7 protein-coding genes are annotated in these 12,809 nt (G+C 46.7%); all 7 read left to right on the top strand.

Going from position 1 to position 12,809, the window contains the following annotated elements:
* The first annotated feature begins 88 nt into the window (after positions 1-88).
* The 7 genes from HP401_RS03985 (at position 89) to HP401_RS04015 (ending at position 12,660) form a co-directional block, all read left to right on the top strand.
* Entirely contained in the window at positions 89-1,207 is a 1,119-nt protein-coding gene (locus HP401_RS03985; RefSeq protein ID WP_173604148.1) for a hypothetical protein, read from the top strand.
* A gap of 188 nt (positions 1,208-1,395) precedes the next feature.
* Positions 1,396-3,966, top strand: coding sequence for a winged helix-turn-helix domain-containing protein (locus tag HP401_RS03990; RefSeq protein WP_173604149.1), 2,571 nt, complete (start codon positions 1,396-1,398; stop codon positions 3,964-3,966).
* 298 nt (positions 3,967-4,264) lie between these two features.
* A complete protein-coding gene (locus HP401_RS03995; RefSeq protein WP_087347770.1) occupies positions 4,265-4,945 on the top strand; it encodes a response regulator transcription factor in 681 nt (226 codons plus the stop codon).
* Positions 4,942-6,726, top strand: coding sequence for a sensor histidine kinase (locus tag HP401_RS04000; protein ID WP_173604150.1), 1,785 nt, complete (start codon positions 4,942-4,944; stop codon positions 6,724-6,726). Before HP401_RS03995 ends, HP401_RS04000 begins: the two co-directional genes overlap by 4 nt.
* Positions 6,707-7,234, top strand: a complete 528-nt coding sequence (locus tag HP401_RS04005; RefSeq protein ID WP_173604151.1) for a hypothetical protein — start codon at positions 6,707-6,709, stop codon at positions 7,232-7,234. The genes HP401_RS04000 and HP401_RS04005 overlap by 20 nt, the downstream gene beginning before the upstream one ends.
* 223 nt (positions 7,235-7,457) lie before the next feature.
* A complete protein-coding gene (locus HP401_RS04010; protein ID WP_173604152.1) occupies positions 7,458-12,422 on the top strand; it encodes an Ig-like domain-containing protein in 4,965 nt (1,654 codons plus the stop codon).
* Positions 12,423-12,495: 73 nt separating this feature from the next.
* Complete coding sequence (locus tag HP401_RS04015) at positions 12,496-12,660, top strand: hypothetical protein (protein ID WP_173604153.1); 165 nt, start codon at positions 12,496-12,498, stop codon at positions 12,658-12,660.
* Positions 12,661-12,809: the final 149 nt, after the last annotated feature.

Below are 12,809 nucleotides of genomic sequence, written 5' to 3' on the forward strand. Positions count from 1 at the left end.
AAATTGTATTGTCAATTGTAGACGATTAGAATGGGAAAAGAGAAGCAAGGCACGCAGATATCCCATGCAGGGGAGAGGAGAATAGCATATGGAAATCCACCAAATACCCGAGCAATTGCCATTGATCAAACATTCCAAAGACCTTTGGGGCTCTTTTGCATACAGCAAATGTAAGGATGCATACGGTTATGACAAAAATGGGCTGAAAAGATACGCACTGATCGTTCAGCTTCAATACGATCAGACTGTGACAGAAGCAGACAAGGAGCTCCTGTACTATTTGATGAGCCAAGAGATTGAGATGCATAAGTTCCATCCGTATCAGGGATTACATGAATCGATGGACATCGTGGCTTACCTGTTGGCGAAGTATAAGGATGTCAGCCATATCCCTCTCTTTGAGCAGGCAAAATTAAGCAATTTTGATACCTATTATGGTTTTGATACCGAGTATATTATTTCGGCTGGGATTGAAGAGGCTATCACGTATATCGAAGAGAATGATCTGTACCGAATCAGCTCTTTCTTTCAGAATAAGAAAGAGGAGCTGGCAACGATGTATTCGGCTGAACATATGGAGCGATGGTTTCAATCCAAGGCGAGGAATTACCCCGCCAATCCCGAGGATGAGTCCTTGATTACGTTAATGGACAGAGCATGTGATTTCGGTAACATGGCAGAAGCCAGAAAATTACTGGAGAAGCTAGAGGAGCAGCTCGGCTCTGACAAAAAGAATTATTCTCTGCTGTATCATCAGGCAAAACAATTGGAAGAGTACGACAAGGCACTTCACTACCTCACACTAGATCTCCCGGAGCAGGAAGATTCGTTTGACAAAGTATTCCTTTGGTTAAAAATCGCCGAAATCCATTTGCTCAAACAGGACTGGGTCCAAGCTTTTGCGAGCGTCAAGCAGTGCGAACCAGAGCTCAAACTCTTTTCTTCCTGGAGGAGTGCAGGTTTGGGCAGAAGCTTGAGCGAGACCTTGTTGGATATCAGCTTGAAGGCAAAGGATAGCAACGAGGTTTTGGCTAGAGAAGCGTACCACTGGGCTAATCAGATGTTGAAAGCGACAAACAACTACAGCAAGAACGTTTTGAGAAAGGCGCACCAGTGTGCCAAGGTGCTGCAACTCAAACAGGATAAAAGGCTGTACAGTAAAAAGGTTGCGATAGAAGCCAGACGAATCAACAGAATGGTTAGATGACTTTCATAAAAAAAATACCCACGCAGGAGCGACTTTGCTGTATCTTTAATCTGAGCAATATTTCCTATCATTATATGATCCCATTTTCCCCCGTTAGCCAACCTCATTACGCTTCCAGTCATCAATAGAAAGGCTACGCTCCATGTTTCCTTCATGAATGTCATTTTACTTCTAGGCAGGAGATGCGTATGGATTTATTAACGTACAGTCCACTTATCGCAACCAAGCTTCATGTTCCGAAGTATGGTTCGGACTTGTTACTTCGGCATCAGATATGGAAAGAAATCGATGACGCTGGCGCCGCAAGATTGATTCTCGTGTGTGCGCCAGCCGGTTTCGGTAAAACGACTGCAGTCAGTCAATGGACGCAAAATTCCGGCAAACCGACCGGTTGGATCTCCCTGGATGAATCAGATAATGATCCCGTGCGCTTTTGGCGATATTTTGCTAGGGCAATTGATATGGCACAGGAAGGCGTGGGCAAAGAATCTTCCTCGGTGCTTCACCCACAGTACACAGCTTCTGCTGAACAGTTGATGTCCGTGTTACTCGAAGAAATTGCCGGGTTTGAACGTGATTTTTATCTGGTATTGGACGATTACCACCTCATAAAGGAGCCTTCTATTCATGAAGGATTGCAGACACTGATCCAGCATGCTTCCTTCTATATGCATGTCGTCCTGATTACGCGGGAGGAACCTCCTTTTGCCTTACACCGTCTACGCGTTCGGAAACAGTTAAAGCAACTGGGCTCAGACACTCTTCGCTTCAATGAGGAGGAGTGCCGGCGCTTATTCTGCGAGCAACTGGGTCTGAGTTTGTCAGAACAAGCCATTGGCCTGCTAAGCAAACGAACGGAGGGATGGGTAGCCGGTTTGCAGTTAGCAGCGCTTTCCATGCAAGGAAAGCCCGAAGCGTCTAAGGTCATTCATCATTTTTCCGGTAACGACAAGTACGTCGGAGAATATTTGACGGAAGAAGTATTGAAACGACTTCCAGAAAAGGTGCAGATGTTTTTGCTGAAAACGTCGATACTGCCGCGTCTGACAGGCGATCTATGCGCAGCTGTTACCGGAGAGGCGGACGCTCACGACATTCTTCGCATGCTGGAGCGAACGAATTCATTTGTGATCGCGCTGGATGGCGTAAATGAGTGGTATCGTTATCACCATTTGTTCGCAGAACTTCTACTTTCCCACGTAAGGAAAACATATAACGAACTGCTTCCTGCCCTACATATCTCTGCAAGCTGTTGGTTTGAAAGTCACGGGTGGATCATGGAGGCGACTGAGCATGCGTTTCTCGGAAAGGATTGGAACCGGGCGAGCCGTTTGATCGTAACACATGCACCGTGGATGTTGAAACAGTACGAAAATATTACACTGCGCAGATGGATGAAATACTTTGATTCGTCCTGGTTGGAAAGCAACCCCGAGCTGTGCATTGCTTTTGCCTGGCTGCATGCTGTGTCCAATGAAATTGATCAGGCAGAAATCCTCCTTCAATTGGCTGACGAAGCAACTCGGATCAATCATGGGAGCTATGACGACTGCCGCGTAGAAATGTGTGTGCTTCGGGGATATATCGAAGTGATGCGGGGAAATGTAGACCTTTCCCTCAAATACATGGAAGAATCCGTTCACATGAAGCCAAAATTCAGCCGCTACTTCATCGTCGGCATTGAACTTAATTCGGATGAGCCATACGTCCTGCGCAGTCGTGTGGCCATGAGCGGGTATTTGTCTAACGTGAATGAATACTATCCAAAACTAAGGGCGATCTGGAAGCACAGTGGTCTTGGTATATTGGCCTACGGTTCTATCGTTTTGGGCGAGCTTTATTATGAGCAAAATGATTTTGAGCAGTTGAAATATTTCGTACCTCGTGCGATTCAGTTAGGCACGATCTCTTTGAACTTCGGTGTGTTGGTCCCGGTTTATCTGACGTTGGCTCGATGGAGAAAAGCAGAGCACCGTAACGACGAGATGTGGCTGGCCATGGAGGAAATCACTTCGCTATGCCGCCAGCATGATGCGCCTCCTCATTGGATGTCTTTTGTAGAAACGTTCCGCGTCCGATTATGGATCGAAGAAAATCGACGGGAAGAAATAGAAAAATGGGTCGAGCCCTATGCGAAAATGAATGTAGATATTGTCGCTTCCCGGCATGAATTTGAGCGAATGACGTTGGCCCGGGTATACCTCTATTTAAAAAACGACAGTGCAGCCATTATGCTGCTAACCAGCTTAAAGCACGAGGCGGAAATAAAGGATCGGCTCGGGAGTCGGATTGAAGCCTTTCTTCTGCTCAGCCAAGCTTACATGATCCAAAAACAGCAGCATGAAGCGATGGAGTGTATGCGCATGGCGGTGACGTTAGCCGCGCCAGAAGGCTATGTACGCACTTTTTTGGATGAAGGCCCTGGCGTTGCCAAAATGCTCTATTCACTCTATAAAAGCAAAAACGTATCCAAGCAAGAGATGGCCTATCTTTCGATGCTGCTCAAAAGTGTGGAGAAGGAATTTCCTACGCTTGATATTCAAATTCGGGTATCCCCTGCATTGGAAAAATTGACGGAAAGAGAGTCGGAAGTGCTGTCACTGATCGGTGAAGGGTTATCGAATTCGGATATTGCGGACAAGCTGCATCTCACACTGGGGACGGTAAAAGGGCATGTGCATCAAATTTTTAGCAAGCTCCAGGTAAAAAATCGTGCACAAGCAATCGTCAGATTAAGAGAAAGTGAGATCGACCAGTAAATCCCCCGCCTATACGGAGGCCACTGAAAAAGTCCCAACGAAAGAAAACGAGCCGTTAGAATCGATTCTAAGGCTCGTTTTGCATGTTTTCAGTGGCCTAAGCCATTTTCGGGTGTTTGTTTTTCTTCGTAAATCCATCTCAAGTACACACAACGGTCACATCAGCCATCTATACTCATCTTGTAAAAACAAGGTTGGCGGTCATAGGAATGGTAACGGTGAGATACAGGTTCGTAAATTTCACGATAAATTGGTAATCTATGCAATAAATGCACAACCACGAGTAAGGAGCGCGGAAATGAAACGGAAAGTGTTACTCGTAGAGGACGACGAGCTCATACGTGAATTTGTATCGGATTATTTTAAAAAAGAAGCTTGGGAAGTGTACGAAGCGCAGCACGGTAAAATGGCGATGGAGCTTTTCGCTTTGCACCCTGTCGATTTAGTTGTGCTAGATATTATGATGCCCGAGATGGATGGCTGGTCGGTGTGCAGAAAAATCCGCCAGCAATCCGACATTCCCATCATAATCATTACAGCAAGAGTAGACGACGATGACCAGTTGATGGGTTTCGAGCTCGGTGCAGACGAATATGTCACCAAACCGTTTAGCCCAAAAGTATTAGTGGCCCGTGCCAAAGCTCTGATGAAAAGAGCAGAAGGGAGTATCGGGAGGGGAGATGATATCGCTCAGTTTGGAGCATTGACGGTAAACAAACGAGCTCACACTGTTACGATTGCCGGCGTCCCGGTTTCATTGACACCAAAAGAGTATGAGCTGCTTCTGTTCTTCATCAAGCATGAAGGGACGGTCTTGTCCCGAGATAGCATATTGAATGGGGTTTGGGGGATGGACTACTTTGGCGACCATCGCACTGTTGATACCCATGTGAAAAAACTGCGGGCCAAGCTGGATACAGAGCAGCATCTGATTCAGACGATGATCCGTTTTGGATATAAGTTTGAGGCAAAGCGATGAAACGACTTCGACTAAACGTTGTGACAAAATTATTTGCCGCCACTTTTGTTTTTGTCTTTTTGCTCTACGCTTTGATATTGATAGGGGAAAAGTTTTTCTTTGAGCGCTTTTATTTAAATGCGAAAGTAAGCGAGCTCTCGCAAGCAATGGCATCTTTCCCAGATGAGTACGCCAAACTCCCTCCCGACAAGCACAAGCTGGATAAGCTGGTGGGTACATTGATGAATCGCACAGATGCCAGCATCGCGATCGTAGATGAGCAGCTCAGGCAATTGAATCTCGACCCCTATTTTCTGGAAATGAAAGTAGCAAATAAAAATCAAGTGATTACCTTACCGCTAAAAGAAATGAAAAGCACCGATCTTCCTGAAGGACTCCATGTTGGAGACACGATTACCATCGACGGAATCTATATGGATGAGAAGAATACGATCATGAAGCCGATACGGATTGCGAGGCAAAGTCCATCCACAAATGTGACCGAAAATGGACTAACCCGGGTTACGGCAGTTATTTCTGAACTCATGCTGCCTAGTCAGCAGCGGGCACATAACCCTTTTTATCAGGATTCTCTCGTAGCTGATCAAATCGGACAATGGCTGACGCAGCAATCCGACGAGATTACACAGATGAAAAGCGGATCATTCATCCAGCGGAAGTGGACTGATCCGTGGAGTGGTGTAAACTATGCCATCGTGATTCATCGATTCTCCTATCAGGGCGGGGCGAATTATATACTGGCGGTGACGACGTTGCAACCAGTGAGCGATGCGGTAAGTATGCTGACCAGCTATTCCCTATACGCGACGCCAGTCATCCTCGTCATCTTACTGCTGCTGTCCTTTGTCTTTTCGAAGATCATCACGCAACCATTAGTTACGTTGAGTCATTCCGCTTCACGTATGGCTAATCTGGACTTCACAGAACTTGCTTCGATTCATTCGCGGGATGAATTCGGTGAGCTCTCTCGCCATCTGAATACGTTAGCTGGTAAGCTGGATCAGACATTAAAAGATCTGAAAAGTGCCAATGTCACTCTTCGCGAGGATTTAGAGCATAAGGAAAAAATGGAGCAGCTTCGCAAAGAATTGATTGCAAACATCTCTCATGAACTCAAGACCCCGCTTGGTATTGTGAAGGGCTTTGCGGAAGGATTAAAAGATGATGTCGCACATGAAAAGCGGGAGCGATACATGGACGTCATTTTAAGCGAAGTCGACAAGATGAACGAGCTCATTATGGATATGCTGGAGTTGTCCAAATTCGAAGCCAAAGCCATTTTGCTTCGTAGACAATCGTGTTCCGTATCGGAAATAATAGATCGCGTAGCCGCTTCCTTTCAACTACAGCTGGCAAACAAGCAGGTACGATTATGGCTTGCCTTACCTGAAGAGTTCAACGTATGGGCAGATCCAAGACGTATTGAGCAAGTGATCGTGAATTTGCTCGGTAATGCAGTCCGGCACGCCAATCCATCAAGTGAGATTCGGATTACCGGGGTCCTCGAGCGGGAGTGCATCCGATTTCGAATCGAAAATGAAGGAGCGCACATCCCAGACGATCAACTAACGCGGATATGGGAGCAATTTTATCGAGTAGATAGCTCTCGCTGGCGGAAGTCTGGCGGCACGGGTCTCGGCTTGGCGATCTGTAAACATATCCTCGATCTGCATGGCAGTGATTATGGTGCGGAAAATACCGTGAATGGAGTCGCTTTTTCCTTCACGTTGGATGAAAATGAAAACAAAGGTGGAAATGACAATGAATTTGAAAAAGAATAATATGAAAAGCTTACTGGCTGTATTGGTTCTATCACTCGTTACTAGTGCTTGTGGCACACCGGTCCCTTCAGAATCGACTGGTCAAGTGCCGCAGCAAGCTCCTCAGGAAAACAAAGAAAACACGGAGAAACAACCGGAGAAAGTTGCAAAAGACATTGCCACAGAACAGCAGGAAAAAGAAATTCTCGTCGTGGTCGACCAGGAACCGAAACCCATCGAGGGGAATAGCTTCGATTTCTTTATTGAACAGCTACCTGCCGGCTATTCGTTAGCTAGCATGCAGTGGAAGTCTGAGAAAACTGACATCGTAAACACGATAGAGCAAGCGATCAAAAACGACACAGAGGGTATCTCTGGTGGGAATGGCTTTTACATTAGCGGCAATGGACAGTTTACCGGTTTCTTTTACAAGGATGAGTTGAAGGGGGAAAAGGGGAAATTGATCTTGGTCTTTCAAAATGAGCAAGGCAATAAAAAGACATGGGAGAAGGAGCTAACCCTTAAATAACACCCGCTAAATTGGAACCCCATTTTTGGGGTTCCTTTTGCTTGCAACAGTACGGTGGGGTTTTTTATTGAAAAAAATCAATCACGAAAAGACATAACTTTAGTTAGTATTTTTTGCAAAAGACTGTTGTTACCATATTTTTGTTTCACCTAGATGTTTTGCTGGGGGAATGTGTCGACAGTAGGGGAGTTGAAATGAAGAAGGAAGGAGGACAACGTTATTGATGAAAAGAATGATGGCTCGTTTGTTGGTATTTACTTTGCTGTTTGCAATTGTCCAACCTATGCTTATTCAAGAAAAAGCCAACGCAGCGGAACTTCTAGAGATTGGAGTAGAGGCAGACAAGTTCGTGGATGCGTTTGGTGCCTATCCTGATGGCTTGGATTATCAGGGTGTTCCCAATACGCTGATCGTCGGCTATGCGCGAGACTCTGGTGGGGATTATGGGGCTGCGAATGCTGCTCTAAGTTTTGACCTGAGCGGCGTGAAAAGTGAGAGGAAAATTCAGTCTGCTGTTCTGAAAATTTATGTGCATAAGGTAGAAGCAACAGGCGGAGATATGCCTTTCATTGATCTATGGGGCTCGTTTGATGACAATTGGAAAGATGATTTTGCGACTGTGCTGCCCTCGCATCAGGAAAGAATCATAACAAATGAGTTTATTCCCACTAATTTCACAGGGTGGAAATCGTTTGATGTAACCAGCTTTGTCATGAGTAATATTCCAGACAAAAAAGCTACCTTTGTTTTAAGAGGAAGACAAACAGCACCACCTGTTCCTGTCTTGTATCAGCCTCAAATCATTTTCTACGACAAAAGAAATGCTAGCTATGCTTCTCAGCTAGAAATCACGTATGCTCCTAACACTCCACCAACCGATATCCTCTTATCGTCCAATTCGATTCCCGAAAACAATCAAATAGGAGCGGTAGTTGGTACGCTTTCGGCAGTAGATCCTGATCAAGGAGACACCGTTACGTTCAGTATTCAAAACACTACGGTGCCATTTACTGTTGACGGAAATCAACTGAAGGCGACAGAAACGTTTGATTTTGAAACGAAATCGACTTACGCTGTACCGATCACCGCAACAGACTCGGCTGGCAATATATTCACCAAGGCGATGACCATCCAGGTGACGGATGTAGATGAACCACCAACGACAGCAACGGTTACCATCAATGGCGGTGCTGCGTTTACGAATTCACCAAATGTGACGCTCACCATGGCCCATGATGATCCTGACGCAGCCAAGCCCGAATATCGTTTGACGAACGTGGAAGGCGGTCCTTGGAGCGAATGGAAGATGTTTGAGACGCCTGTTACCTGGAGCCTCCAAGCAGGAGAAGGGACCAAAACGGTCTTCATGGAGCTGCGTGACGGAACAGGAACTGTCCTGAAAGCGCAGGATAGCATTGTGCTGGATATAACACCACCGACAGGAACCATCGAGATCAATAATGGGAACGTAGCCACTACATCAGAAAAGGTAGAGCTTACCATTCAGGGAAGTGATGCAAACGGCCCGGTAGAAGTGATGTTGTCGAATGATAACAGCTTTACAGGCAGCTGGATACCTGTTCCTGTCAACAACAAGCTGGAATGGAACTTGGCTAGTGGAGACGGACAAAAAACAGTCTACGCGAAGTTCCGTGATGGTGCAGGGAATATGTATTATACATCTGGTACCATCGTGTTGGACAAAACGCCACCTGTTGTGACAGGGGTAGCGAATGGCAGCTTCTACACGGCAGATGTCACACCTGTCTTCGACGACGGCACAGCAACATTGAATGGTACTCCTTTTGTCAGTGGCACAAAGGTGAGTGTGGAGGGCAAGTACACGCTGGTAGTGACGGATACAGCGGGGAATACGACAACGGTAACCTTTACCCTGGATAAAACCGCGCCGACTGGAACACTTGCGATCAATAGCGGAGCCACTCATACGAATAACCAAGATGTCATTTTGCAAATCGATGCCACTGACGTTTCCAGCAAGGTGAAAATGAAGCTGTCCAACGATAACATCAGCTGGAGTGCGCTAGAGGATGTGGCCACCGCCAAGTCTTGGAAGCTAACAAATGGGGATGGACAGAAAACGGTCTATCTACAGTTGATCGATGAAGCTGGCAACACTCATGATTTACAGACAACAATTACACTCGATACGGTTGCGCCTGTAGTCACAGGGGTAGAGAACAACAAGCTGTACAATCAGAGTGTGACGATCAGCTTCAACGAAGGAAAGGGGACCTTGAACGGAAAGACGATAGCTGACGGAGAAATCGTCAATGACGATGGCGCTTATACGCTGATTGTCACGGATGAAGCGGGCAATACAGCAATGCTTGCATTTTCGATTGATCAAACGAAGCCGTCGGGCAGTCTCAAGATCAATGGTGACGCCGATTATACCAATACACTAGCAACCACATTACAAATTGCCGTTACCGATTTCAGCAATGAATTACAGATGCGCTTTTCCCATGATACGAGCGATCCAGCCAATTGGACTTCTTGGGAAACGCTGACCACAACAAAGGCATGGACCTTGCTGACTGGAGACGGAACCAAGTCGGTTTCCATGGAAGTAAAGGACAAAGCGGGGAATATTGCCAGCTTTACCGATGAGATCACACTCGATATGACCAACCCTACGGGGGCTTTTGAGATCAATCAAGGTCAGTCGTATACCAACACGAGCAAGGTTACGTTGAATGTGGAGTCGGCTGATGCTCATGGTGTGGAAATGCGCTTGTCGAATGACAACCTGACGTGGAGCGATTGGAAAACAGCGCCGACAAAAGGCGACGTTCCATGGGAGCTGAGCGGTGGAGATGGAACCAAAACAGTCTATCTGGAGTTAAGAGATCGGGCTGGAAACCGCTTGGCCCTTCAAAAGCAAATCACGCTGGATTCCGCTGGACCAGTTGTCACAGGAGTCACCCAGGATGGTGTCTATGCGAGCGACGTAACGATTACCTTCAATGAGGGAACAGCATTACTAAACGGCAATCCGTTTACGAGCGGTTCTGTCGTCACTGCGGAAGGATCGTATGAGCTGGTCGTCACGGATGATGCGCAAAATCGTACGACGATCCGTTTCACGCTGGATAAAACACCACCGGCAGGAACGCTCAGCATCGATAACGGAGCCGAATTTGCGAAAACAGAAGACGTTACACTGCAACTTACTGCGTCAGGCAATACCAACGACATTGAAATGGCGATCTCTAACGCCGATGACAATTCGGGTACGTGGGAGCGTTTTGCGGAGTCAAAAGCATGGAAGCTGGCTGATGGCAGCACAAACGGTACCAAAACGGTTTATGTCAAGCTGCGGGACAAAGCGGGGAACGTTACAAAGCTAAGTGATACGATTGTACTGGATGTGTTGGCGCCGACTGGATCTATCACGATCAATAACGGAGACAATTCCACCAAGTCTCGTGATGTTACGCTCGCTATCACAGCGAACGACAGTACCAGTGATGTACAAATTCGCTTCGCAAATGGTGACAACGACTGGAGCGATTGGGAGGCAGTAACTGCGACCAAAGCATGGCAGTTGAAGTCCGGTGATGGAACCAAGACTGTCGAGATGCAGATCACAGACCGGGCAGGGCACATTACAACCGTTTCCGATACGATCGAGCTGGATGCAGATGCGCCTGTTGTTACTGGAGTCGAGGACAAAGGCATTTACAAAGATGACGTAACAATCACATTCAACGAAGGAACCGCGACGTTGAACGGTGCTCCGTTTGCAAGTGGCGACCGGGTAACAAGTGAAGGTAAGCATGAACTACGGGTTGTAGATGCTTCCGGTAACGAAATCAAGATCACGTTTACTTTGGATAAAACAGCACCAACAGGAACGTTCGTCATCAACAATGATGATCGTCTAACCAGCTCCACCAGCGTGAGACTGCATGTTACTGCTTCGGACAATTTGGGAGATGTCGAGATGCGTATCTCCAATGACCAAGGCAAGTGGAGCAACTGGGAAAAAGTGACGGGAACAGTAGCGTGGAACTTGCCGTATGGCAATGGAATGAAAAAGGTTCTGATCCAGCTTCGCGACCAGGCAGGAAACACCGTTGAACTGGATGATTCCATTGAGCTATACGTGCCAAATGTGCCGAATCCACCAACAGGAGAGCCGGTGACCGGGGTTGAGCTGGAGGAAGAGCAGTTAACATTGCATGTTGGCGATACAGAAAGCCTTCGAGCCACAGTAAAACCAACGAATGCCACCAACAAACGGGTCAAGTGGGAAAGCAGCGACTCTGAGATCGTCGAGGTAGATGAGGATGGTAAGATCAAGGCAGCAGCTCCTGGAACTGCGACGATTACAGTGACGACCGTAGACGGGAACAAAACCGCTTCGGTGGAAGTAACCGTTAAGGAAATACCCACCTTCCAGTTGGAAACAAACGAACCGTCCTTCTGGATTAAGCCGAGAGTAACCACAACCTTACGAGTTTATAAGGTAGAAGGCAAAAAACGCAAAGACATCACGCGAGACAAAAATGTTGAGTACGACACGGAAAACGGGTTGGTTACCGTCAAGCAGGGTCGCATTACGGCAGGCAAAGAAGAAGGAGAAGACATCGTTATCGTTCGCTATATGGGCGAGGAACTGGAGATTCCGGTGACGGTTTCTACGAAAACGATTCGTTCGTTGACGACCTCCTTCAAGGATTTGGTGCTGGAGATCGATGAGGAGAAGCAGCTAACGCTGACAGCCGTCTTCAATGACAAGAACACCGAAGAGGTGACAGGGAAAGCAACTTGGTCCTCTAGCAATGAAGAGGTCATCGAAGTAACAAAAGAGGGAAAAGTGACAGCGCTGGCTTCCGGGAAGGCTGTCATTACTGCGAAATACGGCGGTAAAAAGGTAACTAATCGTGTGCTCGTCGTAGAGGAAAAGAAAGTGAAAGATTTGCGAGTATCGCGCTCTTCGCTGCGCTTGGAGGCAGACAATACTGGAGAGATCGTCCTGTACGCGGTCTATGAAAATAGATACGAGGAGATCGTTACCAAGGATGCCGAATGGACAGTGGAAGATCCTGAGATTGCGACTGTAGAAAATGGTGTCGTGACCGCACTGGAATCTGGTAAAACAACCATTACAGTGGAATACGGCGGCGAGACTATTACGATTAACATTACGGTCTGGTAAATGAAAAGGGGCTGTTCGATCTACTGTGGAGGGCAGCCTCTTTTCCATTCTGTTTAAAAGGTGAAGAAAAAATATGGAAAATGCACTCCTTGCTTTTGCAACTAGCATCTTGATTGGCGCCATTTTTTTGGGGATCTTATGGTGGGAAGGCTCGTGGTTTAGTCTTCGGTTTACGAAGTGGTACTTTGGTATTTTGTTGGCTGTGTCGTTGGGCGTAGGTGTGTATAACTTTTCCTAGAAATGTCTGAGACATTTTTCCTTTCTTGGCGTTAGGTAAGCTGTGAAACGAACCTAGCACAAGGGAGAAGAAATGTCTTATATTTTTTATGTGCAAAAATTTCCTAATGATAGTTTCCGGTTGAGCAAAGACGACTCAATATGATCCTA

It is taken from the genome of Brevibacillus sp. HB2.2, from assembly GCF_013284275.1.
In the GTDB taxonomy this organism is placed as follows: Bacteria; Bacillota; Bacilli; order Brevibacillales; family Brevibacillaceae; genus Brevibacillus; species Brevibacillus brevis_D.

What these genes read in the sequence shown, in the direction of transcription:
- HP401_RS04005 (WP_173604151.1), top strand. Translation starts at nt 6,707, where the DNA reads ATGAATTTGAAAAAGAATAATATGAAAAGCTTACTGGCTGTATTGGTT.
- HP401_RS03990 (WP_173604149.1), top strand. Translation starts at nt 1,396, where the DNA reads ATGGATTTATTAACGTACAGTCCACTTATCGCAACCAAGCTTCATGTT.
- HP401_RS04015 (WP_173604153.1), top strand. Translation starts at nt 12,496, where the DNA reads ATGGAAAATGCACTCCTTGCTTTTGCAACTAGCATCTTGATTGGCGCC.
- HP401_RS04000 (WP_173604150.1), top strand. Translation starts at nt 4,942, where the DNA reads ATGAAACGACTTCGACTAAACGTTGTGACAAAATTATTTGCCGCCACT.
- HP401_RS03985 (WP_173604148.1), top strand. Translation starts at nt 89, where the DNA reads ATGGAAATCCACCAAATACCCGAGCAATTGCCATTGATCAAACATTCC.
- HP401_RS04010 (WP_173604152.1), top strand. Translation starts at nt 7,458, where the DNA reads ATGAAAAGAATGATGGCTCGTTTGTTGGTATTTACTTTGCTGTTTGCA.
- HP401_RS03995 (WP_087347770.1), top strand. Translation starts at nt 4,265, where the DNA reads ATGAAACGGAAAGTGTTACTCGTAGAGGACGACGAGCTCATACGTGAA.